This is a genomic window from Pseudolysinimonas kribbensis, from assembly GCF_039531715.1.
GTDB classification, from domain to species: domain Bacteria; phylum Actinomycetota; class Actinomycetes; order Actinomycetales; family Microbacteriaceae; genus Pseudolysinimonas; species Pseudolysinimonas kribbensis.
Genome location: NZ_BAAAQO010000004.1, coordinates 275,262 through 298,866, shown reverse-complemented (window position 1 = coordinate 298,866; position 23,605 = coordinate 275,262). Strand labels below are relative to the sequence as shown.

General features: G+C 71.0%; 22 protein-coding genes. 16 read left to right on the top strand and 6 right to left on the bottom strand.

Going from position 1 to position 23,605, the window contains the following annotated elements:
- From ABD285_RS12020 to ABD285_RS12000, 5 genes are all read left to right on the top strand, one after another.
- Nucleotides 1–690 (top strand): proteasome assembly chaperone family protein (locus ABD285_RS12020; protein WP_344202759.1); only part of this gene is annotated, 690 nt, incomplete at its 5' end.
- Between the two features lie 40 nt (nucleotides 691–730).
- Nucleotides 731–2,092, top strand: a complete 1,362-nt coding sequence (locus ABD285_RS12015) for an MFS transporter (RefSeq protein ID WP_344202757.1) — start codon at nucleotides 731–733, stop codon at nucleotides 2,090–2,092.
- Between the two features lie 123 nt (nucleotides 2,093–2,215).
- Nucleotides 2,216–3,676, top strand: coding sequence for an RNA polymerase sigma factor (locus ABD285_RS12010; protein WP_284255357.1), 1,461 nt, complete (start codon nucleotides 2,216–2,218; stop codon nucleotides 3,674–3,676).
- A gap of 12 nt (nucleotides 3,677–3,688) precedes the next feature.
- Entirely contained in the window at nucleotides 3,689–5,071 is a 1,383-nt protein-coding gene (locus ABD285_RS12005) for a MurT ligase domain-containing protein (protein ID WP_344202755.1), read from the top strand.
- A complete protein-coding gene (locus ABD285_RS12000) occupies nucleotides 5,068–5,817 on the top strand; it encodes a hypothetical protein (protein ID WP_284255359.1) in 750 nt (249 codons plus the stop codon). Before ABD285_RS12005 ends, ABD285_RS12000 begins: the two co-directional genes overlap by 4 nt.
- A 25-nt stretch (nucleotides 5,818–5,842) precedes the next feature.
- Here ABD285_RS12000 and ABD285_RS11995 read toward each other — a convergent pair whose 3' ends face one another.
- Both ABD285_RS11995 and ABD285_RS11990 read right to left on the bottom strand, forming a co-directional pair.
- Nucleotides 5,843–6,844 (bottom strand): sugar-transfer associated ATP-grasp domain-containing protein, encoded by a 1,002-nt coding sequence (locus ABD285_RS11995; protein ID WP_284255360.1) that lies wholly within the window; start codon nucleotides 6,842–6,844, stop codon nucleotides 5,843–5,845.
- A gap of 70 nt (nucleotides 6,845–6,914) precedes the next feature.
- On the bottom strand, nucleotides 6,915–7,328 hold the full coding sequence (locus tag ABD285_RS11990) for a hypothetical protein (protein ID WP_284255361.1): 414 nt from the start codon (nucleotides 7,326–7,328) through the stop codon (nucleotides 6,915–6,917).
- A 39-nt stretch (nucleotides 7,329–7,367) separates the two neighbouring features.
- On the opposite strand from ABD285_RS11990, the gene ABD285_RS11985 reads away from it, so the two are divergent.
- Nucleotides 7,368–8,018: a pyridoxine 5'-phosphate oxidase C-terminal domain-containing protein gene (locus ABD285_RS11985; RefSeq protein ID WP_284255362.1), complete on the top strand. Its 651-nt coding sequence runs from the start codon at nucleotides 7,368–7,370 to the stop codon at nucleotides 8,016–8,018.
- A gap of 18 nt (nucleotides 8,019–8,036) precedes the next feature.
- Here the strand turns inward: ABD285_RS11985 and ABD285_RS11980 are convergent, their stop codons facing one another.
- Entirely contained in the window at nucleotides 8,037–8,258 is a 222-nt protein-coding gene (locus ABD285_RS11980; RefSeq protein WP_284255363.1) for a DUF7455 domain-containing protein, read from the bottom strand.
- Nucleotides 8,259–8,371: 113 nt separating this feature from the next.
- Between ABD285_RS11980 and ABD285_RS11975 the strand changes: the two genes are divergently transcribed.
- The 4 genes from ABD285_RS11975 to ABD285_RS11960 all read left to right on the top strand — a co-directional run bounded on the left by ABD285_RS11975 (nucleotide 8,372) and on the right by ABD285_RS11960 (nucleotide 13,087).
- Nucleotides 8,372–8,791 (top strand): VOC family protein, encoded by a 420-nt coding sequence (locus tag ABD285_RS11975; protein WP_344202752.1) that lies wholly within the window; start codon nucleotides 8,372–8,374, stop codon nucleotides 8,789–8,791.
- Between the two features lie 68 nt (nucleotides 8,792–8,859).
- Entirely contained in the window at nucleotides 8,860–10,959 is a 2,100-nt protein-coding gene (locus ABD285_RS11970) for a DNA gyrase/topoisomerase IV subunit B (RefSeq protein ID WP_284255365.1), read from the top strand.
- Between the two features lie 62 nt (nucleotides 10,960–11,021).
- The gene (locus tag ABD285_RS11965) at nucleotides 11,022–12,563 is read left to right on the top strand and encodes a carboxylesterase/lipase family protein (protein WP_344202750.1); all 1,542 of its coding nucleotides are present in this window, start codon (nucleotides 11,022–11,024) and stop codon (nucleotides 12,561–12,563) included.
- On the top strand, nucleotides 12,560–13,087 hold the full coding sequence (locus ABD285_RS11960; protein WP_284255795.1) for a hypothetical protein: 528 nt from the start codon (nucleotides 12,560–12,562) through the stop codon (nucleotides 13,085–13,087). Before ABD285_RS11965 ends, ABD285_RS11960 begins: the two co-directional genes overlap by 4 nt.
- 83 nt (nucleotides 13,088–13,170) lie before the next feature.
- On the opposite strand, the gene ABD285_RS11955 is transcribed toward ABD285_RS11960, so the two are convergent.
- Complete coding sequence (locus ABD285_RS11955; protein WP_344202748.1) at nucleotides 13,171–15,645, bottom strand: DNA gyrase/topoisomerase IV subunit A; 2,475 nt, start codon at nucleotides 15,643–15,645, stop codon at nucleotides 13,171–13,173.
- A 12-nt stretch (nucleotides 15,646–15,657) separates the two neighbouring features.
- Between ABD285_RS11955 and ABD285_RS11950 the strand changes: the two genes are divergently transcribed.
- Nucleotides 15,658–16,779: an alkaline phosphatase family protein gene (locus ABD285_RS11950; protein ID WP_284255366.1), complete on the top strand. Its 1,122-nt coding sequence runs from the start codon at nucleotides 15,658–15,660 to the stop codon at nucleotides 16,777–16,779.
- 9 nt (nucleotides 16,780–16,788) lie between these two features.
- Here the strand turns inward: ABD285_RS11950 and sepH are convergent, their stop codons facing one another.
- On the bottom strand, nucleotides 16,789–17,814 hold the full coding sequence (gene sepH, locus ABD285_RS11945) for a septation protein SepH (RefSeq protein ID WP_344202745.1): 1,026 nt from the start codon (nucleotides 17,812–17,814) through the stop codon (nucleotides 16,789–16,791).
- Nucleotides 17,815–18,016: 202 nt separating this feature from the next.
- Here sepH and ABD285_RS11940 point away from each other — a divergent pair, with 202 nt between their 5' ends.
- Nucleotides 18,017–18,307 (top strand): DUF4193 domain-containing protein, encoded by a 291-nt coding sequence (locus ABD285_RS11940; protein WP_284255368.1) that lies wholly within the window; start codon nucleotides 18,017–18,019, stop codon nucleotides 18,305–18,307.
- On the opposite strand, the gene ABD285_RS11935 is transcribed toward ABD285_RS11940, so the two are convergent.
- Nucleotides 18,304–18,768: a DUF3093 domain-containing protein gene (locus tag ABD285_RS11935; protein ID WP_344202743.1), complete on the bottom strand. Its 465-nt coding sequence runs from the start codon at nucleotides 18,766–18,768 to the stop codon at nucleotides 18,304–18,306. The two genes, ABD285_RS11940 and ABD285_RS11935, sit on opposite strands and share 4 nt — an antisense overlap.
- A gap of 45 nt (nucleotides 18,769–18,813) precedes the next feature.
- Between ABD285_RS11935 and dut the strand changes: the two genes are divergently transcribed.
- The 4 genes from dut to ABD285_RS11915 all read left to right on the top strand — a co-directional run bounded on the left by dut (nucleotide 18,814) and on the right by ABD285_RS11915 (nucleotide 23,594).
- Entirely contained in the window at nucleotides 18,814–19,266 is a 453-nt protein-coding gene (gene dut, locus ABD285_RS11930; protein WP_284255370.1) for a dUTP diphosphatase, read from the top strand.
- Nucleotides 19,263–19,865 (top strand): DUF3710 domain-containing protein, encoded by a 603-nt coding sequence (locus tag ABD285_RS11925; protein ID WP_284255371.1) that lies wholly within the window; start codon nucleotides 19,263–19,265, stop codon nucleotides 19,863–19,865. Before dut ends, ABD285_RS11925 begins: the two co-directional genes overlap by 4 nt.
- Nucleotides 19,865–20,629 (top strand): DUF3159 domain-containing protein, encoded by a 765-nt coding sequence (locus ABD285_RS11920; protein WP_284255372.1) that lies wholly within the window; start codon nucleotides 19,865–19,867, stop codon nucleotides 20,627–20,629. The genes ABD285_RS11925 and ABD285_RS11920 overlap by 1 nt, the downstream gene beginning before the upstream one ends.
- Before the next feature lie 82 nt (nucleotides 20,630–20,711).
- Nucleotides 20,712–23,594 (top strand): aconitate hydratase, encoded by a 2,883-nt coding sequence (locus ABD285_RS11915; RefSeq protein ID WP_284255373.1) that lies wholly within the window; start codon nucleotides 20,712–20,714, stop codon nucleotides 23,592–23,594.
- Nucleotides 23,595–23,605 lie beyond the last annotated feature (11 nt).

Below are 23,605 nucleotides of genomic sequence, written 5' to 3'. Positions count from 1 at the left end.
CAGGACCACCTGACCGAGTACAAGCCGGCCAAGCTCTCCCTGTATCTGGCGAAGGACGAGCTCGGCCAGCAGTTCCTGCTGCTGACCGGATTCGAGCCGGACTTCCAGTGGGAGCGGTTCAGCCAGGCGATCATCCAGCTCGTGCAGCGTTACCAGGTGAAGGACACCACCTGGGTGAACGCGATCCCGATGCCGACGCCGCACACCCGCCCGATCGGCGTCACGGTCAGCGGCAACCGCACCGACCTGATCGACGCGCTGTCGATCTGGAAGCCGTCGACCCAGCTGCCCTCGAACGCCCTGCACCTGGTGGAGTACCGGCTCTCGGAGCTCGGTCACCCGACCGCCGGGTTCGTGCTGCTCGTGCCCCACTACCTCTCCGACACCGAGTACCCGATGGCCGCCGTCACGGCGCTCGAGAGCATCAGCGCGGCCACCGGCCTGATCTTCCCGACCGACCGGCTGCGCGAGGAGAACCGCGAGTTCATCGCGAAGGTCGACGACCAGGTCGAGAACAACCAGGAGCTCCAGCGGCTCGTGGGCACCCTCGAGGCGCGCCACGACAGCTACATGGAGGAGAATCCGATGCCCTCGCCGCTCGTCGACGAGAGCGGGGAGCTGCCGAGCGCCGAGACGATCGCCGCAGAGCTCGAGAAGTTCCTCGCCAACCGGCGCGACGACGACCGCTGATCGGGGCCGCCGGATGCCGGCCCGGCCCTAGCCTGGACGGGTGAACTCGCGCCGCGCCTGGCTGGTGTTCGGCGTGGGTGTGCTCGCGTACCTCGTCGCCGTCACGCAGCGCAGCACCTTCGGCGTCGCCGGAGTCGCGGCGACCGAGCGCTTCGACGCCACGGCCGCTGCCCTCTCGGCCGTCGCCGTCGTGCAGGTCGCGGTCTACGGGCTGCTGCAGGTGCCGGTGGGGGCACTGCTCGACCTGTTCGGCTCCCGGCGCATCCTGCTGATCGGTGCCGCCCTGATGGGGCTCGGGCAGCTCGTGGTGGCGTTCTCGCCGGTGCTGGTGCTCGCGGGGGCGGGCCGGGTGCTCGTCGGGTGCGGCGACGCGTTCACCTTCCTCAGCGTCATCCGGCTGCTGCCCGGCTGGTTCACGCCACGCCTGCTGCCGCAGCTGCTGCAGTGGGTCGGGATGCTCGGATCGCTGGGGCAGGTCGTGTCGGCCTTCCCGTTCGCGCTCCTGCTGCGCGAGTCCGGATGGCAGCTCGCCTTCCTGACCTCGGTCGCGCTCTCGGTGCTGGCCACCGCTCTCGTCGCCTTGTTCGTGCGAGCGGGCGAGCCGCTTCCCCTCACGACGCCGATTCCGGCCGGCGGGCGGCTGGTGATCCTGACCTCCGCGCTTCGCCGGCCGGGCACGCAGCTGGGCTTCTGGGCGCACACCCTGCTCGCGTCGCTGCCGAACCTGCTGAGCGTGCTGTGGGGATATCCGTATCTGACGGTGGCGGTCGGGCTGCCGATCGGCACGGCGGCGCTCACCATGGGGCTCTTCGTGGCGGCCTCGATCATCGGCGGACCGACCATCGGGTATCTCGTGGCGCGGTTCCCGTGGCGCCGCAGCAACCTGGTGCTGGGCGTGGGCGCCCTGAGTTACGGCGCTCTGCTGGTCCTCGTGCTGTGGCCGGGCGTGCCGCCGCTCGGCGTCATCATGGCGGCGTTCCTGGCCATCGGCGTCGCCGGGCCGGGCTCGATGGTGGGACTCGACTTCGCGCGCACGTTCAACCCGTCGCATGCGGGCGGGTCGGCGAGCGGCATCGCGAACTCGGGCGGCTTCATCGGAGCGTTCGTCGGCATGTTCCTCGTCGGCGTGCTGCTCGACGCCCGCGGCGGGAAGGGCGCGGCGATCGACGTGCTGTACTCCTACGATGCGTTCCGGATCGCGTTCCTCGCGCCCTTCGCGATCGGGCTCGTCGCCCTCGTCGGGCTCCTGATCTCGCGCCGCAGGACCCGGGCGCGGATGTTCCTCGAGGACGGAATAATCATCGCCCCGTTCTGGGTTGCACTGTTCCGACGGGTGCGCGGGGGGCGTCGCGGCCCGAAAGGCACGGATGAGGGCGATGGCTCGTCGTCGACTGTGCGATAATGATTGTTCAGGACCCAGTCGGTTCCCGTGTTCGCGTCGATGTCTGGCATTCGGCGCGGGGGACTTGACATGGGTCTTAGTAATGCCCGCCGAGTGCTGATCGGCGGGCCGGAAGGGGTCACCATGGCAACCCGGAGCTCGGTGAAGTCGGTCGAGACGGTCGACGAGGACCGTCCCACGAAGACCGCGGCATCGAAGACCGCGACGAAGACGGCGGCGTCGAAGGCGCCCGCCGCGAAGAGTGCTGCGAAGCCGGCGGCCAAGCCGGCCGCGAAGGCCGCGCCGGCCACGAAGGCGGCGAGCAAGCCCGCGGCGAAGGGCGCCGCACCGAAGGGCGCGACGAAGGCCTCGGCCGCGAAGGCCTCGAAGGCGACCGCGTCCGATGAGGACGCCGACGACGAGCTCGAGCCCGACGTCGAGCTGGCGACCGACGACGAGGAGCTCGACACCGAGGACGCCGTCGCGGACCCGGATGCTGCCGACTCGGACGTCGCGGAGGCCGCGCCCGACGCCGACGACAAGACGCCCGACGCCGCGGACGGCGACGACGCCGACGAGACGGAGGAAGAGGAGACCGAGGCCGATGCGCCGCTCCCGTCGGGTGCGCTGCGCCTCTCGATGACGGACGACGAGGACGAGGTCCCCGTCTACTCGGCCACGATCACCGGCGCCACCGCCGACCCGGTCAAGGACTACCTCAAGCAGATCGGCAAGGTCGCGCTGCTGAACGCCGCGGAGGAGGTCGAGCTCGCGATGCGCATCGAGGCCGGCCTGTTCGCGGAGGAGAAGCTCGGCGGCATGAGCGACACCGAGAAGCGCACGCAGCTCGGTCGCGAACTCGCGTGGGTCGCTCGCGACGGCCAGCGCGCCAAGAGCCACCTGCTCGGCGCGAACCTGCGCCTCGTGGTCTCGCTCGCCAAGCGCTACACGGGTCGCGGCATGCAGTTCCTGGACCTCATCCAGGAGGGCAACCTCGGCCTCATCCGTGCGGTCGAGAAGTTCGACTACACCAAGGGCTTCAAGTTCTCGACGTACGCCACCTGGTGGATCCGGCAGGCGATCACCCGCGCGATGGCCGACCAGGCGCGCACCATCCGCATCCCGGTGCACATGGTCGAGGTCATCAACAAGCTCGCCCGCGTGCAGCGCCAGATGCTCCAGGACCTGGGCCGCGAGCCCACGCCCGAGGAGCTCAGCCGCGAGCTCGACATGACCCCCGAGAAGGTCATCGAGGTGCAGAAGTACGGCCGCGAGCCGATCTCGCTGCACACCCCGCTCGGCGAGGACGGCGACAGCGAGTTCGGCGACCTCATCGAGGACACCGAGGCGGTCGTGCCGGCCGACGCGGTCGGCTTCACCATGCTGCAGAAGCAGCTGGAGTCGCTCCTGGACTCGCTCAGCGAGCGCGAGGCGGGCGTGATCCGCATGCGGTTCGGCTTGGGCGACGGGATGCCGAAGACGCTCGATCAGATCGGCGACACCTTCGGTGTGACGCGCGAGCGCATCCGCCAGATCGAGTCGAAGACGATGGCGAAGCTGCGCCACCCGTCGCGGTCGCAGTCGCTGCGCGACTACCTCGAGTAGGAGTCCCCCTACATGCGGGGCGGTCCTCGGGTGCTGCTCACGATCTGGGCGGCGAAGCTGGCCGCGCTCGCGCTCCGGGTGACCGGCCGGGCCGGCACGCACGTGCCCGGGCGGATCGCCCGACGCCTGCATCCGGGGATCATCGGCGCGATCCGTCACCCGGCGCGTGTCGTCGTGGTGACCGGCACGAACGGCAAGACGACCGTCTCCAACCTGCTCGCCGAGGCGCTGCAGGGCGAGGGGATGCGTGTCGCATCGAACCGGTCGGGGTCGAACCTGGCGGCCGGCGTCGCGATGACGCTCATCGATGCGGTCACCTGGACCGGGAGATCGCGGGCCGACGTCGCGGTGCTGGAGATGGACGAGCGCTCGGCGAAGCTGATCCTGCCGGGGCTCGTGCCCGACATCCTGGTCTGCACGAACCTGACGCGCGACTCCATCAAGCGCAACGCGCACCCGGACTACATCGCCTGGGTGATCTCGTCGGCGCTGCCCGCCTCGACGACGCTCGTGCTCAACGCGGACGACCTCATCGCCTCCTCGATCGGGTCGGACGCGAACCCGCGGACCCACTTCGCCGTGGACCGGCTGCCGACCGACGGCGACACCCCGCACGGGGCGGCGGTGGACGCGGCGATCTGCCCGGTGTGCGATGCGCCGCTGGTCTGGGACTACTGGCGCTTCAACCACATCGGCAGGGCGCACTGCCCGAACGGCGACTTCCGCTCGCCGACGGCCGCGTACCGCGCGCAGCAGGTGGACGGCCCGAACCGCCGGGTCGTGCTCGATCTCGACGGCGATGCGCGACCGGCCACGCTCATCAACCCGAACATCGTCAACGTCTACAACGAGGTCGCGGTCGCCGCGGTGCTCGACCGGCTCGGGATCGCGCGCGAGCGCCTCGTCTCCGCGTTCGATCGGCTGCAGCCGCCGACCACGCGGTTCCAGGAGGAGACCGTGGGCGGGGTCGAGCTCGTGCGCCTCCTCACCAAGGGCCTCGTCGGGGTCGCCTGCTCGCGCGCGTTCGAGTACCTGGCGTCGTTCAGCGGGCGCAAGGCCGTCGTGCTCAACATCGACGAGGTGAGCGAGCGCACCACCGACGTCGAGAACACCGCGTGGACCTACGACGCCGACTACGACTACCTGGCGACGAGCGACGTGCAGCAGATCGTCGTGGGGGGAGTCCGCCGCCACGACCAGGCGCTGCGGCTCGCGATCGCGGGCGTGCCGGCGCAGCGCATCGTCACGGTGGCGTCGGAGCTCGCCACGGCCGACACGATCGACCTCGCGGGCGCGGCGCAGGTGTTCAACCTGCACAGCGTGCACAACGCGGTCATCACCGGCACCCCGGTGCAGGCGCGCCTGCGCGAGCGGCTGAGGGGCGGGGCCGCGTGAGTCTCACGGTCGAGATGCTCTTCCCGGAGATCGCAAACCTCCATGGCGACAACGCCAACATCGACTACCTCGCGCAGTGCCGTCCGGACGCGCGGGTCATCCGCACCGGACTCACCGACCCGCCCGCCTTCGCCGCCGGCCCCGTCGATCTCGTCTACCTCGGTCCGCTCACCGAGAAGGGCCAGCTCAAGGCGATCGCGCACCTGCGCCCGCACCGCGACCGGATCGTGGAGCTCATCGAGACGGGCACCGTCTTCCTGTTCACGCACAACGCCCTCGAGGTGCTGGGGGCCCGCATCCGCAACGACGAGATGGGCTACGACGAGCCCGGCGTCGGCGTCTTCGAGCTCGAGGCGACACTGGCGATGTTCGGGCGGTACAGCGGCAAGGTCATGGGTACCGTTCCCGAGGTCGGTCCCGAGCATCCGGTGCTCGGGTACAAGTCGCAGTTCTCGATGGTGACCGCGCCGGAGTCGCTGCCCGGATTCCTCACCGCCGAGCGGGGGATCGGCCGCAACCGGGCGACCGCGGTCGAGGGCGTGCGCCGCAACAACTTCTTCGGCACCTCGCTGCTCGGGCCGATCCTCGTCGACAACCCTCACCTGACGCGCGCCCTGCTCCGGATCCTCGATCCCGGCACCGAGCCGGTGCTCGCCCACGAGCGCCTCGCCCTGGCCGCCTACGACCAGCGGCTGGCCGACTTCCGCGACCCGAGACGCTGGCACCCGTTCGAGCGGGTCGAGTAGCGCCGCGGGCGGCGGCTCGACGAGCTCAGAAGTGCATCGCCGCCCGGTACACGGGCAGCAGCCCCGTGCGCACGCCCGACAGCGACGGCTTCAGCTGGTAGACGCCGGAGTTCGGGTTGCCCTCGATGAGCATCGGGTGCCCGGGGCCGATCGCGACGTCCCAGCCGATGTAGGGCATCTCGGGCACGACGGGAGCCACCTGATCGAGCAGCGCGCGCACCTGCGCATACAGCGGCACCCGGAAGCCGACGATCGAGGTCCCGCTGAGGGGGTGCACCGCGAACGTGCCGCCGGCCGCGTCGAACGCCGGGTAGTGCGCGACGCCGTCGGCGTCGAGCATCGTGTACATCCCGTTGGCCGAGAAGTTGTCGACGTCGCCGCCGTTGCCGATCTTGAGCACGGCGGCGAGCAGCGTGGTGTGGCCGTCCTCGCAGAACGTGATCATGCGCAGCGAGTTGACGCTCGACGGATTCAGCGACGCCATCGCCGGGTGCTGGGCGATGAACTCCTCGACGAGGAACTGCCGCCCGGCGATGAGGGCGTCACGGAACGCGGGCCAGTCGGCGATCTCGTCGGCGCGATGCGACCGGATGCCGTGCCCGGAGAGGCTGTCCGGCACCTTCGCCATGATCCGGCCATGCCGCTCGGCGAACGTCCGCAGCTCGTCCGCCGACGACTCCCGCACGTCGAGCCACGCCCGGCCGACATAGGGCGCGAACGCGGTGTTGAACTCGATCTTGTCGCGGAAGGTGTGCCGGAACTCGCGCCGGTTGAAGCGCTCGACGAGGTGATTCGACTTCGGGTGCGTCATGTAGGTGCGGCGCTCGCGCCGCGTCAGCGTGTGGAAGTCCCAGTCGAAGTAGTCCTGGAACGCCGTCTCGTACACGACCGAGCACCACAGCATGTCGATGACCACGAACAGCCGCGGCCGGCGCGATGAGCGCGAGATGGCCCGGGCGAAGCCGAGCAGGTTGGCGGGGTTCAGCCGCCGGGCGCGACCGAGGAGATACGTCAGGCGCTGCGGCACCCGCTGAGCCTATCCGCGGGCGCGGCGGTCGTCAGCCGACCCGCTCGTAGTCCAGCGACAGGTCGCCCTCTCACTCGCCGCCGCGGCGCATCCGTCCCGTGCCCGTCATCCGGGAGCGGTCCTCGGAGAGGACGAGCGTCTGGCGCTGCGCGAATCCCGCCTCGTCGCGCGACCACGACAGTCGGCCGTCGGCGAACTCGACCTCGTAGCGGCGCGACACCCCGCGCTCATCGAAATAGCTCATGGTCAGTGTGCCGGCCGCGTCGTCGCTGCCGATCACGGCGACGGCGTCGGGCACTTCGGCCTGCTCCATCTCCGTGCGCATCACGAGGAAGGCGCCGCCCTCGAGCCAGGCGAACGACGTGCGTCCGCGGAAGGTCGTGCCGGGCATCAGCGGGTGGGTCCCCGTGGTGCGCCACTGCCCGACGACCACCTCCAGGGGACGCAAGGCGGGGTTGGGGATGAGGGCCGCAGTGCCGATCACGCGCCGAAGACTATCGAGGTCGACCGCGATACTGAAGGCATGCCCACCCTCCGCGAGCGCCTCCGCGCCGTGCCTTCGGTCACGGGTAGCGCCCCGGTGTTCGACCCCGCGTCGGCTCCGGACGACCCGCGCCTCCTGCTGCTCGACTGGCTCGACGACGCGCTGGATGCGGGCGTGCTCGAACCGCTCGCGATCACGCTGGCGACGATGGGCGCGGATGGTGCCGACGCCCGCGTGCTCATGCTCAAGGATGTGACCGCGAGCGGCGAGCTCGAGATCGCCACCACCGCGGAGGCCGCGAAGAGCCGCCAGCTCGAGCTCGAGCCGCGATGCGCGGTGAGCGTCTACTGGCGCGAACGCGCCCGCGCGATCCGGATGCGGGGCGTCGCCCACCGTGCGTCCGCCGCCGACGCGGCCGCCGACTTCCTCGCCCGCAGTCCGCACTCGCGCGCGCTCGTCCTGGCGGGACGTCAGGGCGAGCCCATCGACCCGGCCGAGCGCGCGCACGCCGTCGCCGAGGCCGAGGAGCGCATCGCGCGCGAGCCGGGGCTCATCGCCGAGAACTGGGTTCTGTGGAGGGTCGACCCGACCGCCTACGAGTTCTGGCAGGGCGACGCCGGGCGCGACCACATCCGGGTCCGTTACGAGAAGGACGACGCCGGGTGGCGTCACGAACGCGTCGGAGCGTAGCTCCGGCCGGCGTTCCGCTCAGGCGTCGGCCTCGAGGAGGCGGCTGGTCTCGTCGTGCCAGGCCAGTGCGGACGGCTGCAGCTTGTCCTTGAACTCCGCGGCGTGGTGCGCGCAGAACAGGAGCTCGCCCGAGGCGAGCACGACGCGCACGTAGGCCTGGGCACCGCAGCTGTCGCAGCGATCGAGCGCGGTGAGCGAGGGCACGTCGAGTTCGTCGATGGTGTCGGTGATCTGGCTCATGTCCTGCTCCTTGGGCTCGGGTGCCGTCGAGGCCTCCAGTCAAGCACGGGATCGCCCGGGAGGTCCGGCAGTCGACCTTGCGTTTCGCTCGGAGCGGAACCTAGGTTCTGATCATGGCGCAGCTGGGCAACATCACCTTCTACGCGGAGGATCCGGATCGCCTCGCGCGCTTCTGGGCGGGGGTCTTCGGCTACCCGCCGCCCGACCTCGACGGCTTCGCCGAGTTCATGGCGACGCGGGGCCTGTCGCGCGAGGACGTCGAGAAGCGGTCGATGGTCGAGGATCCGGAGGGGTGCGGGCCGCGTCTCTACTTCCATCACGCGGCCGGTCCCAAGGAGGGTCGCAACCGCATCCACCTGGATGTGAACCTCGGGAGCCAGCATCGCGACCTTGCCGAACTGGAGGCCGAGAAGGACCGGCTGGTCGGGCTCGGCGCCACCGTCGTGCGGCTCGTCGACCAGCGCTGGGGCGAGGCGCACGAGCAGTACTTCCAGCTGCAGGATCCCGAGGGCAACGAGTTCTGCCTGCAGTAGGAGTGGTGCCGGGCCGGGGTCGCGGGTGCCGCCTACGCTGAGAGGGCCCGCCCACCCGAAGGAGCTCCGTGGCGTCTTCCAGCGACTACACCGCCCGTCACCTCAGCGTGCTCGAGGGGCTGGAGGCCGTGCGCAAGCGGCCGGGGATGTACATCGGGTCGACCGACTCCCGCGGTCTCATGCACTGCCTCTGGGAGATCATCGACAACTCCGTCGACGAGGCGCTCGCCGGCTTCGGCCAGGACATCGAGGTGGTGCTGCATGACGACGGCAGCGTCGAGGTCCGCGATCACGCCCGCGGCATCCCGGTCGACATCGAGCCCAAGACCGGGCTCTCGGGTGTCGAGGTCGTCTTCACCAAGCTGCACGCGGGCGGCAAGTTCGGCTCGGGCTCGTACGCGGCCTCCGGTGGCCTGCACGGCGTCGGCGCCTCGGTCGTCAACGCGCTGAGCGAGCGGCTCGACGTCGAGGTCGACCGCGACGGTGTGACGTGGGCGATGTCGTTCCACCGGGGAGAGCCCGGCACCTTCGCCGATACGGGCGAGCCGAGCCCGGATGCCCCGTTCACCCCGTTCACGTCGGGGTCGGAGCTGCGCAAGGCCGGCAAGGTCGCGAAGGGAGTGAGCGGCACGCGCATCCGGTACTGGGCCGACCGGCAGATCTTCACGAAGGGGGCGGGGTTCCAGCTGGAGGAGCTGACCGGCCGCGCGCGGCAGACCGCCTTCCTCGTGCCGGGGCTCGGGATCGACATCCTGGACAAGCGCGAGAACGCCGAGGGGATCGCGGGGGAGAACCGGGAGACCTTCCGCTTCGCGGGCGGGATCTCCGAGTTCGCCGACTTCCTCGCCCCCGACGACCCGCTCACGAGCACCTGGCGTATCCAGGGCACCGGGGCGTACTCCGAGACGGTGCCGGTGCTGCAGGAGAACGGGCACATGGTCTCGACCGAGGTGCAGCGCCAGTGCGAGGTCGACATCGCGCTGCGCTGGGGCACCGGGTACGACACGGTGTTCCGCAGCTTCGTCAACATCATCGCGACCCCGAAGGGCGGCACCCACCAGGCCGGCTTCGAGCAGGGACTCATGAAGTTCCTGCGCGCCGAGATCGAGCGCAATGCGCGCCGGCTCAAGGTCGGCCAGAACGAGAAGCTCGAGAAGGAGGACATGCTCGCCGGGCTCACCGCCGTCCTCACCGTCCGCCTGCCCGAGCCGCAGTTCGAGGGGCAGACCAAGGAGGTGCTCGGCACCCCGGCGATCCGCGCGATCGTCGCGAACACGCTCAGCACGGCCCTCGGCCAGCGGTTCTCCAGCTCGAAGGCCGACGACAAGCGGCAGTCCGCCGTCGTGCTGGAGAAGGTCGTCTCGGAGATGAAGGCGCGCATCTCGGCCCGCGCCCACAAGGAGACCCAGCGTCGCAAGAACGCGCTCGAGAGCTCGTCGCTGCCCGCGAAGCTCGTCGACTGCCGCTCCAACGACGTCGCCGGCACCGAGCTGTTCATCGTCGAGGGCGACTCCGCCCTCGGCACCGCCAAGCTCGGCCGCGACAGCGAATACCAGGCCCTGCTGCCCATCCGGGGCAAGATCCTCAACGTGCAGAAGGCGTCGGTCGCCGACATGCTCTCCAACGCCGAGTGCGCGTCAATCATCCAGGTGATCGGGGCGGGCTCGGGCCGCACGTTCGAGCTCGACCAGGCCCGCTACGGCAAGGTCATCATCATGGCCGACGCCGACGTCGACGGTGCCCACATCCGCACCCTGCTGCTCACCCTGTTCTTCAAGTACATGCCGGCGATGATCGAGGACGGTCGCGTGTTCGCCGCGGTTCCGCCGCTGCACCGGGTCGTCATCCAGAACCCCGGCTCCAAGCCGAATGAGATCGTCTACACGTACTCCGAGGCGGAGCTGAACCAGGTGCTGGCGACGCTGCGCAAGTCGGGTCGCAAGTACCAGGATCCGATCCAGCGCTACAAGGGACTGGGCGAGATGGATGCCGACCAGCTCGCCGAGACGACCATGAGCCGTGCGCACCGCACCCTGCGTCGCGTGAAGGTAGCCGACGCCGAGCAGGCGGCGCGCGTCTTCGAGCTCCTCATGGGCAACGACGTCGCGCCGCGCAAGGACTTCATCATCGCCGGGCAGGGTCTCGACCGCTCCCGCGTCGACGTCTGATTCCGGACGCCGCCTGAGCGCGCCCTCAGCGCCCGCTCACGGCGCCGTCGTAGCGTGGAGCCGTGGCCGACGCGCTCCAGCTCGATGTCTCCGGAGGTCGCATCGAGGGTGCGGTGCGACGCGGCCTGCGGATGTGGCGCGGCATCCCGTACGCGGCCCCGCCGATCGGAGACCTGCGCCTGCGCGCACCGCAGCCGGTCGTGCCGTGGGAGGGCATCCGGCCGGCGCGCGACTTCGGGCCGGTCGCCCCGCAGGATCCACGCAGCCTCAGCGGCACCAACAGCCGGGCCGCCATGAGCGAGGACTGCCTCACCCTCAACGTGATCGCGCCGCGCATCCCGTCGGCGGTGCCGCGGCCGGTCATGGTCTACATCCACGGCGGCGCGTACGCGGTCGGGTCCTCGCGGGAGATGCCCGAGCAGGGCGAGGGGCTCGTGCACGACGGCGGCGTCGTCTTCGTCAACCTGAACTACCGGCTCGGGGCGCTCGGCTATCTCGACTTCACGCGGTACTCGAGCCCGGACCGCCCGTTCGACTCCAACCTCGGCCTGCGCGACCAGCTCGCGGCGCTCGAGTGGGTGCGCGACAACATCGGGGCCTTCGGCGGCGACCCGGGCAACGTGACCCTGTTCGGCGAGTCCGCGGGGGCCAACGCGGTCACCACGCTCATGGCGGTGCCGCGCGCGCACGGCCTGTTCGCCCGGGCGATCGCCGAGAGCTCGCCGGCCGAGGCCGTCTACGACCCGGATATCACGGCGCTGTGGGCTCGGGACTTCCTCGAGCTGCTCGGCGCGGTGCGCCGCGCCCCGCTCACGTCGGAGCCGACCGCCGAGGAGGCGGCTCGTCTGCTCGGGGAGGCGACCACCGCCCAGTTCGTGGCCGCGACGACGCGGCTCGTGCGCGAGATGCCGGATCGCGTGCCCGGCTCCACGCTGCTGGCCCCCGTCGCGGACGGCGAGCTGCTGCCGATGCGCCCGGTCGACGCGTTCCGGGAGGGGCGTGCCGCGCGCATCCCGCTCATCATCGGCACGAACGAGCGCGAGGGCTCGCTGTTCCGCGGTCGGCTCGACATCCTGGCCTCGACGCCGGCGCGCATCCGCGCGGTCTTCGCCAAGACTCCACGCGAGGAGGCGACCGCGATCGCGCGGATGTACCCGCGGTTGTCCCGGCGCCCCTCGTCGGCCGACTTCGCCGGCGACTACTCCTTCTGGTACCCCTCGGTGCGGATCGCCGAGGCGCACGCCCGCCATGCACCCGTCTACTTCTACCGGTTCGACATCGCCCCCCGGCTCGCGCGCTGGCTCGGTCTCGACGCCACCCACGGCATCGAGCTGTTCGCCGTGTTCGACCAGGCACGCAAACCCCCGGGCCGGTTGTTCGGCCTGCTCGGGGGTTATCGGGCCTTCGAGCGGGTGGGACGCCGGATGCGCACCAACTGGCTGCGGTTCGCGTTCTCCGGCCAGGTGGATGCCGGCTGGCCGCGCTACGACGCGGAGCACCGGCGCACGCTCATCATCGACGTCGACGACCGCGTCGAGGAGGACCCGCGCTCGGAGCTGCGCCGGGCCTGGGCGGGGTTCGTGCCCCACCTGTTCCCGAAATGACGCTCCGTCCGCTCGCGCGGGGGCTGCTGATCGGGCTGGGGCTCGGCCTCGCCGCCGGTGCGCTGGTCACCGTCGCGCTGACGGTCGCGGTCGCGACCTCGGCGGGCCGGTCGACGACGCCGTATCGCGCGGGGTTCTCGGACCGCGGTCTGAGCCCCGCCTGCCGCGTGCTCGACGGCAGCCGGATCGTCGTGGAGTTCACGATCGACCCGCTCGACGGGCACGCCGGCCTGCTCGGGGTGACGTCGAGCGGGCGCGCGGTGCCGTGGCGGGTGATCCCGCTCGGCGACGGCATACGGCCGGGCGAGGACCCCGTCGAGCCGCTCGTCGTGCCCGATGCGTCGACCCGTCGGGTCGAGATCGAGGGGCCGAGCACGGTGCTGGTCGCCGTGGCACTTCCGGGCGACGAGATGCTGCGGTCGCTGACCCTCACCTGGACCTCGGGCGAGCCGCGATCGCTGCAGGAGGTCGTGATCGGCGCTCGCGTCCTCGGCGGCGCGTGCTCGATCGCCGGCGTCACCTGACCCGCACCCTCGATAACTGACCAAAAACGCCCAGTGCGGGCGACCGCGACTGGGACTTTTTGGGCAGTTATCGAGGAGGGGGGCTAGAGGGAGGCGCCGATGGAGCCGATGACGGCGTCGAGCGCAGCGCCCGAGGCGTCGCGCTTCGCGCCCGACTCGGGCAGGGTGCGCAGCGACCCGTCCGTACCGACCGCCAGCGCGGGCGCAGCCCCCGCCCACGCGAGCGCGAGGGCGTTCTCGCCCTTCAGGAAGGTGTGCGCCCGGACGCCGCCGGTGGCGCGACCCTTGCCGGGGAACTCGGAGAACGCCGACACCTTCGCGCGACCCGGGTCGGCGCCGGCGAGCGTCTCGGCGGGGGAGGAGACGGTGGCGACGACGACGTCGGCCCCGGGATCGAGGGCCCCGAAGAAGATCACCGAGGCGCCCGCGCCCAGCTTGATGCCCGCCATCCCGCCGGCCGCCACGCCCTGCGGGCGGACCTGCGCCGCGCCGAAGTGCAGCAGCTGCGCGTCGCTCGTGACGAAGACGAGCTCCTCGGCCTCGCCGCCCTGGGCGACGCCCACGACCTCGTCGCCGGGCTTGAGCGCGATGACCTCGAAGTCAGGTCGAGCCGGCCATCCGCCCGGCGCGACGCGCTTGACGACGCCCTGCCGGGTGCCGAGCGCGACGGGCAGCTCCGACTCGAGGGAGACCAGCCCGAGCACCCGCTCCTTCTTGTCGACGATCCCGAGGTAGTCGGCGATCCGGGCACCGGCCGCCAGCTGCACGGAGTTCGCCGGCACCGACGGCAGGTCGACCGGGGTGAACCGCACGAGCCGTCCGCGCGAGGTGATCGCCCCGAGCTGACCGCGGCTGGTGCCGACGACCTGCGAGGCCAGCGCATCGTGCCTGCTGCGGCGCGCGGGACGCGTCGGCGGCTCCGTGCCATCCGGGAGGTCGACCCGCACCGCGCGGCCCGTGGTCGACAGCAGGACGAGAGTCGGCACGTCGGCGATCTCGAGGGATGCCGCCGCGGCCGCCTTGCGCTGGCTCGGCGTCTGCGCCGTGCTGGCCGCGCCTTGGGTCAGCAGGGTGCGTCGCGGGGTGCCGAACCGCTCCGCGACCTCGTCGAGCTCGTCGGCGACCGTGGTGCGCACCCGACCGGGGTCGGCGAGCAGGGCCTCGAGCTCGGCGATCTCGGCGCGCAGCTTCTCGCGCTCGGTCTCGAGCTCGATGCGGCTGAACCGGGTCAACCGGCGCAGCTGGAGCTCGAGGATGTAGTCGGCCTGCAGCTGCGAGAGATCGAAGACGTCCATGAGACGCGTGCGGGCCTGCGCGGTGTCGTCGGAGGTGCGCACCACCTGGATGACCTCGTCGATGTCGAGGATCGCGACGAGCAGCCCGTCGACCAGGTGCAGGCGCTCCTGCCGCCGGGCGAGGCGGAATCGAGATCGCCGCGTGACGACCTCGATGCGGTGGTCGAGGTAGACCCGCAGCAGTTCGCGCAGTCCGAGCGTGAGCGGTCGGCCCTCGACGAGGCAGACGTTGTTGATGCCGAAGCCGTCCTCGAGCGGCGTGAGCCGGTAGAGCTGCTCGAGCACGGCCTCCGGGCTGAAGCCGGTCTTGATGCCGATGACGAGCCGGAGGCCGTGGTTGCGGTCCGTGAGGTCGGTGACGTCGGCGATGCCCGTGATCTTCTTGGACTGCACGCCGTCCTTGATCTTCTCGATCACCTTCTCGGGCCCGACCAGGTACGGCAGCTCGGTCACGACGAGGCCCGCGCGACGGGCCGAGAGCTGCTCGATCGAGACGCGGGCACGCGTCTTGAACGAGCCGCGACCCGTCGCGTAGGCGTCCTTGATGCCCTCCAACCCGACGATCGTGCCGCCGGTGGGCAGGTCGGGGCCGGGCACGAACTCCATGAGGTCCTCGAGGGTCGCCTCGGGGTTCTCGAGCAGGTGCCGCGCCGCCGCGGCGACCTCGATGAGGTTGTGGGGTGCCATGTTGGTCGCCATGCCGACCGCGATGCCGCTGGCGCCGTTGACGAGCAGGTTCGGGAAGGCCGCCGGCAGCACCGAGGGCTGGGTGAGCTGGTTGTCGTAGTTGGGAACGAAGTCGACGACGTCCTCGTCGAGCCCGTCCGTCATCGCGAGCGCGGCGGCCTGCAGCCGCACCTCCGTGTAGCGCGCGGCGGCGGGGCCGTCGTCCAGCGAGCCGAAGTTGCCGTGCCCGTCGACGAGCGGCAGGCGCATCGTGAAGTCCTGCGCGAGCCGCACGAGGGCGTCGTAGATCGCCCCGTCGCCGTGCGGATGCAGGCGGCCCATGACGTCGCCGGTGACGCGTGCGCTCTTCACGTGCCCGCGATCCGGGCGCAGGCCCATCTCGCTCATCTGGAACAGGATGCGGCGCTGCACCGGCTTCAGGCCGTCGCGGGCGTCGGGCAGGGCGCGAGAGTAGATGACGGAGTACGCGTACTCGAGGTACGACCCCTGCATCTCGGTCGAGACGTCGACGTCCTGGATGCGCTCGCCCTCTGCCGGGCTCGATGAGGACGGTGAGGTGGAGGAGGGAGTGGCCATAGGATCGCCGTCATGCTACCGGCGGCCCGACTCCCCGCTGGCAGGGCGCACCGGTTCCGGCTCGCCGATGTGCTCCCCGGATGCCTCGACGCGCTCGGCGGACGCAGCACGGGACTCGGCCTCGCGCCCGTCGATCACGCCGTGGTCGTGCTCGTGGACGGCCTGGGCCTCGCCGCGTTGACCGCGCGGGGCGGGCATGCGCGCACCCTGGCCTCGCGACTGGCCCGGGATGCCCCGATCTCGTCCGTCTTCCCGACCACGACTGCCAGCGCCCTCGCCAGCTTCGCGACCGGCACGGATCCCGGCCGCCACGGCGTGGTCGGTTACACCGCGCTCGGCCCGGACGGCACGGTCGTGAACCACCTGAGCGGCTGGGACGACGGGGGCCTGCCGCGGGGATGGCAGCGGATGCCGACGTGCTTCGAACGCGCGACGGCGGTCGGTCTTCGTGCCGTCGCGATCGGCCCCGAGCGCTACCGCGGCTCCGGCTTCACCGACGCCGTCCTGCACGGTGCCGAGTACCTCGGCGGTCGCTCGATCGCCGACCGGTTCGCCCGCGCCCGCGAGGTGCTCGCCGGGCCGTCTGCGCTCGGCTACCTCTACGTCCCGGAGCTCGACACCGCGGCGCATGCCAGGGGCTGGGAGTCGGACACCTGGGTCGCGGCGCTGGAGGAGCTCGACGCCGCGCTCGCGACCTTCCTGGCCGGGGTCGGGCCCCGCGACGGCGTTCTCGTGACCGCCGATCACGGGGTCGTCGACGTGCCGCACGAGCGCCAGGTCGTCGTCGGCGACGCCGCCCTGGACGGCGTCGTGGCGGTCGCGGGGGAGCCGCGTTGCCTGCAGCTGCATCTCGCCCCGGGCGTCGACGCCGACGAGGTGGCCGCCCGGTGGCGCGAGCGGGAGGGCCGGCGGGCCTGGGTGGCGACGCGTGCCGAGGCGGTCGCGGCGGGCTGGTTCGGCGAGGTCGACCCCGAGGTCGTGCCGCGCATCGGCGACGTGCTCGTCGCGGCGCGCGATCGCGTCGCCTACTACATCGACCCCGAGGACCGCGGCCGGCGCATGATCGGCCAGCACGGCTCGCTGAGCGCCGACGAGCTCGCGATCCCGCTGCTGCGCTTCGCCCGCTGGGCGTGACCGCCCGGCTCAGACCAGGTCGTCGTCGGGCCGGGCGCCGAACACGATCTCGTCCCACGTCGGCATGGCGGCGCGCCCGCGCCGCTTGCCGAGGGGTCCGGTGGCGTTACGCGTCTGCGCCGGCGGGGCGGGCTGATGCGCGGCGCCGGGCTGGTCCTCCGCCCCGGCGTCCCCGGGGGTGAGCGGGATGTCGATGAGCCGGATCGCGCCCGTCGACGGGTGCGACGCCATGGCATCCGAGGGGCCGGGATCCATCGGGTCCCGTTCGCCGCGCCGGCGCCGCAGCGCCTCCAGCAGGTCGGCGGTCTGCTGGTGCGCGGGCGGATCGGCCTCGGCCGGTGCGACGCGTCCGATGGGCACCGGCGCGACGATCCCCGGGTCGGCCTGCTCATCCGAGATCTCGAACGCGCCGCTGTCGAATCGGCCGGTGTCGCCGGGCTGGGTCGTGACCGCTCGGAGGCGCGGGATCAGGCTCGGCGGCAGTTCGCCCTGCTGCGAGAGCGAGATCGCCTCGGGGTTGATGGGCGAGAGCGCCGTGCGCTTGGGATCGAAACTCCAGCGGGCGTCGTGCTCGACCTGAGCGATCTCGAAGGTCAGCTTGACGACCCAGCTGCCGGCCTGCTCCTTCCAGCTCGCCCACCGCTCGTCCGCCGCTCCCGCGTCGGCCAGGCGCTGCCGGATCACGGTGCCGAATGTCGTTCCCGCGGCGGGGTCGGCCTCCACGGCGATCTGCACGGGCACGCCCAGCGCGGACTCGATCACGAACTCGCGCTCCGCGAGCACGGGCCCCTCGAAACGCTGGATGTACTCCAGGGGTGCGCCGGTGACCGCCGCGACGTCCTCCGCCGACATCCCGGCCCGGATGTGCGCCTGGATCTCCTTGGGGGCGAGCCGGCGCGCCGAACCCGTTTCGGGCGCAGGAGGGCGCAGCCGCGCACGCGTCGCCTCGTCGATCTCGACGCGGAAGCGCGAGCCCTCGTCCGAGGCGACGAGGAGGGCCCCGTCCTCGACTCCGATGACCTTCAGCTCTTGCATGAGCGCCGACCTCCTGACCCTGTGAGTCAGGCACAGGATGCCATGCGATAACCGTTTCACCCGGGAATATCGCGGGCGCGCCGCAGGTTGATGCGGGCACGAGGGCATGGTGGGCCCAGCCGGTTTGCGGCGGTCGGATCGATCGTGCAGACTGTGCCCCGCCGAATCGCCTTCACCGGCACCCGAATCGAGATGGATGGGAATGGCAACCGACTACGACGCACCGAGGAAGACGGACGACGACACCGAGTCGATCCAGGCTCTTCAGGAGCGCACGCCCGACAAGCTGTCGAGTGCCATCGACGTGGACGAGGGGGACAATCCCGACTTCGCGCTGGCCGGTTCCGACCTGTCCGACGTCGACCTCGACGTCGTCGTGCTCCCGCCCCAGGCGGACGAGTTCACCTGCGTGAACTGCTTCCTCGTCAAGCACCAGTCGCAGTTCGACCACGACTCCAAGCTGGGGCCGATCTGCCAGGAGTGCGCGGCCTAATCCGCTGAGCCCGCCCGCGCCCCCGCGAGGGCCGCGACCAGTCGTCGCGGGTGGCGCGTGGACACGAGCCAGTAGGGCGTCGGGTCGCTCGGATCGTCGAGCTCCACACGGACGAGGTCCGGGATCCAGCCCCGGATGAGCAGGAACGCCCGAGCGTCGAGGCGCACCCCGCGCTCGGCGCCGGCCTCGTCGCCCTCGACCGCGCGCACCGCATGCACGACCGCGAGCGGCAGATGGGCCCGACCCGCTCCGAACTCCGCATCGGTCACCTCGACCAGGGGCGTGGTCGCGATCAGGATCACGACGATCGCGCCGTAGAGCACGATCGCGACGACGATCCCGGCGGTCTCCGAGATCGGCAGGAAGACCAGCAGGGCGGCCGGGATCACGAGCGCGGTCGTGAGGAAGACCCACGGCGAAGGCCAGAGGCGTTCGCGGTAGGCGGGGGGCGAGGTGGGCATCCCTCCTATTCGACCACGCCGAGCCGCGGGGACTAGCCTCGACGCGTGACCGACCTCGTCGAGGTGCTCCTCACGGGCCCCGAACCGCGCTACGCGCATCCGGGCGATGCGGGAGCCGATCTCACCTCCGCGGACGACGTGACGCTGGCGCCGGGCGGGCGGGCGACCGTCGGCACGGGAGTCGCGATCGCGCTGCCGGATGGCTACGTCGCCTTCGTGGTGCCCCGCAGCGGCCTCGCCGCGCGACACGGGATCACGATCGTCAACAGCCCTGGCACCGTGGATGCCGGCTACCGCGGCGAGCTGCGGGTCACGCTTCTGAACACCGACAGCTCCGAGTCGTACCGGATCAGCGCCGGCGATCGCATCGCCCAGCTGATCGTCCTGCCCGTGAGCCGCGCACGTTTCGTCGAGGTGCAGCGCCTGCCCGGCAGCGAACGCGGCGAGGGCGGCTTCGGTTCGACCGGCTATGCGACCACCACCGGAGTCCCTGCGTGAGCCAGACCCCCGATCCGTCCGCCTTCTCCGACGACGCGGCCGACCGCCCGAAGTCGGCACCCGTGGACCGCGAGGACGCGGGCCCGTTCGACGAGGCCGAGGCCAACGCCGTGCGTCCCTACGTCGACCTCGGCGGGGTGAAGATCGTGCCGCGTGCCGACCTGGGCCTGCGCCTCGAGGTCGAGGAGGAGTCGCAGCGCATCGTGGCCGTGGCGCTCGACTACGCGGGTTCGACGCTGCAGGTGCAGCCCTTCGCCGCGCCGCGCACGAGTGGGCTCTGGCACGAGATCCGTGAGCAGATCGTCGAGCAGATCCAGCGTCAGGGCGGAGCCGCACAGTCCGTCGAGGGCCCTCTCGGGCCGGAGGTGCGCGCGGAGATCCCGTCGCCGGAGGGCGGCAGGCTCGCGCGCTTCGTCGGTGTCGACGGGCCGCGCTGGTTCCTGCGGGGCGTCATCAGCGGACAGGCCGCAGCGGACCCCGAGGCGGCGGCGCAGGTCGAGGAACTGTTCCGGTCGATCGTCGTCGTGCGCGGCACCACGCCCATGCCGCCGCGCGACCTCATCCCGCTGCACGTGCCGGCGAATGCCGGGACGGTCTGATGACGACGCCGGATCCGCAGCGACCCGAGGGCGACGCACCCGACGTCCACGACGCGCTCGGGCAGGCCCTGCGCCGCTCCAGCCTCGGCCGGATCGCGCCGGGCGAGACCCCGTCGGCGCGCACCCTCCTGCAGGCCATGGGCGGTGTGCTCGGCATCGTCGAGTCGATCCTGCCCACGCTGCTGTTCCTGATCGTCTACACCGTGACCGGGTCGTTCCTCTCGCCGACCGATCGGCTGGTCTGGGCGGTCGCCGCTCCCGCAGTCGTCGCCATCGCCTTCATCGTCGTGCGGGTGGTGCGCCGGCAGGCCGTCATGACCGCGATCGTCGGCTTCCTCGGCATCGCCGTCTCCGGTGGCCTGGCGTTCTTCACGAACAACATCAACAACAACTTCCTGCTCGGCTTCGGCATCGACGGCGCCATCGTCGTGATCATGGCGCTCAGCCTGGTCGTGCGCCGGCCGTTCCTCGGCGTGCTCGTCGGGTTCCTGATCGGCGACCGCACCTGGCGCGAGGACGCCGCCCAGCGCCGCGTCGCGCTCGTCGCGACCGTGCTCTGGCTGTTCCTGGGCGCCATCCGGCTGATCGTCGAGGTGCCGCTGTTCCTCCTCGACCAGACGACGGCGCTGGCGACGATGAAGCTCATCCTCGGCGTGCCGCTGTACGCGGTCATCCTCTGGTTGACCTGGCTGTTGTTCCGCACCGCCTGGACGATGCCCGAGCGCGACGACGGCGAGTCGTCCGAGGACGATGTCGAGCGCTAAGATATCTTGATGTCGAGATAGTTAGACGCTCGCCCGGTCTTAGGCTTGCCTTGCTGGACGGTGGTCGACCACGGGTCCGACGATGGATCACGACAGCGAGGAGACGGCCAAAATGGTGGATGAACAGGGCACGGCGGTGGACAGCTTCGGCGCGAAGAGCGCTCTGACGGTCGGCGGCACCGAGTATCAGATCTTCCGGATCGCGAAGGTCCCGGGGTCGGAGAAGCTGCCCTTCAGTCTCAAGGTGCTCCTCGAGAACCTGTTGCGCACCGAGGACGGCAAGAACGTCACCAAGTCGCAGATCGAGGCCCTCGGCGCCTGGCAGCCGCAGGCGGAGCCGGACACGGAGATCCAGTTCACCCCCGCCCGCGTCGTCATGCAGGACTTCACCGGAGTCCCGTGCATCGTCGACCTCGCCACCATGCGCGAGGCGGTGAGCACCCTCGGCGGCGACCCGAAGAAGGTCAACCCTCTCGCCCCCGCCGAGCTCGTCATCGACCACTCCGTGATCGCCGACCTGTTCGGCACCGAGAACGCGTTCGAGCGCAACGTCGAGCTCGAGTACGAGCGCAATGGCGAGCGCTACCAGTTCCTGCGCTGGGGTCAGACCGCCTTCGACGACTTCAAGGTCGTGCCGCCGGGCACCGGCATCGTGCACCAGGTCAACATCGAGTACCTCGCCCGCGTCACCTACACGCGCGAGGTCGGCGGCGTCCTGCAGGCCTACCCCGACACCCTCGTCGGGACCGACTCGCACACCACGATGGTCAACGGTCTCGGTGTGCTGGGCTGGGGCGTCGGCGGTATCGAGGCGGAGGCCGCGATGCTGGGCCAGCCGGTCTCGATGCTCATCCCCAAGGTCGTCGGCTTCAAGCTCACCGGCGCGATCCCGACCGGCGTCACGGCGACCGACGTCGTCCTGACGATCACCCAGATGCTGCGCAAGCACGGTGTCGTCGGCAAGTTCGTCGAGTTCTACGGCGCCGGCGTGGCCGAGGTGCCGCTCGCGAACCGCGCCACCATCGGCAACATGAGCCCGGAGTTCGGCTCGACCGCCGCCATCTTCCCCATCGACGCCGTGACCCTCGACTACCTGCGCCAGACCGGCCGCAGCGAGAAGCAGATCACGCTCGTCGAGGAGTACTCCCAGGCGCAGGGCCTCTGGCACGATCCGGAGCTCGAGCCCGCCTACAGCGAGTACATCGAGCTCGACCTGTCGACCGTCGTGCCCTCGATCGCCGGCCCGCGCCGCCCGCAGGATCGGATCGAGCTGAGCCGGGCCAAGACCCAGTTCGAGGCGGACCTCGACGACTACGCCGACCAGGACCTCTCGATGGTCGATGCCGCGGTGGAGGGCACGTTCCCGGCCTCCGACCCCATCGGCTTCACCGCGCAGGACGAGGACAGCGCGCATGCGCACTCGCACACGCGCCACCACGTGAGCGCCGCTCCGTCGACCGCCACGAAGCCCACCGAGGTGTCGGTGGACGGCACGACCTTCACGCTCGACCACGGCGCGGTCGCGATCGCCGCGATCACGAGCTGCACGAACACCTCGAACCCGAGCGTGATGCTCGCCGCGGGGCTGCTCGCGCGCAATGCGCACCAGAAGGGCCTCACGGCCAAGCCGTGGGTCAAGACGACCCTGGCGCCCGGGTCGAAGGTCGTGACCGACTACTACGCCAAGGCGGGACTGACCTCCGACCTCGAGGCACTCGGCTTCTACACCGTCGGCTACGGCTGCACCACGTGCATCGGCAACTCGGGTCCGCTGCTGGACGAGATCTCGGCGGCGGTCAACGAGAACGACCTCGCCGTGACCGCGGTGCTCTCGGGCAACCGCAACTTCGAGGGTCGGATCAACCCGGACGTCAAGATGAACTACCTCGCGTCCCCGCCCCTGGTCATCGCCTACGCCCTGGCCGGATCGATGAACTTCGACTTCGAGGTCGACCCGCTCGGGCAGGACCAGGACGGCAACGACGTCTTCCTCAAGGACATCTGGCCGGATGCCGGCGAGGTGCAGAAGACCATCGACGAGTCGATCTCGACCGAGATGTTCACGAAGGAGTACGGCGCCGTGTTCGACGGCGACGAGCGCTGGACGAGCCTCCCGACGCCCACCGGCGACGTCTTCGAGTGGAACGACGCCTCCACCTACGTGCGCAAGCCCCCGTACTTCGAGGGCATGACGCTCGAGACGACCCCCGTCGCCGACATCGCCGGCGCGCGCGTGCTCGCCAAGCTCGGCGACTCCGTCACGACCGACCACATCTCGCCCGCCGGCTCCATCAAGGCGGACAGTCCGGCCGGTCGTTACCTGCTGGAGCACGGGGTCGACCGCAAGGACTTCAACTCCTACGGCTCCCGGCGCGGCAACCACGAGGTGATGATCCGCGGCACGTTCGCGAACATCCGGCTGAAGAATCAACTGCTCGCGCAGTTCAACGGCGGCAGCGGCGTCGAGGGCGGCTACACCCGCGACTTCACGCAGCCCGACGGCCCGCAGGCGTTCATCTTCGACGCCAGCGAGAATTATCAGGCCGCCGGCGTTCCGCTGGTCATCCTCGCGGGCAAGGAGTACGGCTCGGGATCGAGCCGGGACTGGGCGGCCAAGGGAACCAACCTGCTCGGCGTCCGCGCGGTCATCGCGGAGAGCTTCGAGCGCATCCACCGCTCCAACCTCATCGGTATGGGCGTCATCCCGCTCCAGTTCCCGGAGGGCAGGACCGCCGCCGACCTGGGGCTCGACGGCACCGAGGTCGTCTCGATCTCCGGCATCGAGGCGCTCAACGACGGCTCGACGCCGAAGACGGTGCACGTGACGGCCGCCCCGAGTGAGCACTCGGCGGCGGGCAGGACGCCGATCGAGTTCGACGCGGTGGTGCGGATCGACACGCCAGGTGAAGCTGACTATTACCGCAACGGCGGCATCCTGCAGTACGTGCTTCGCAGCCTGGTGTAGGTCGCCCGCGT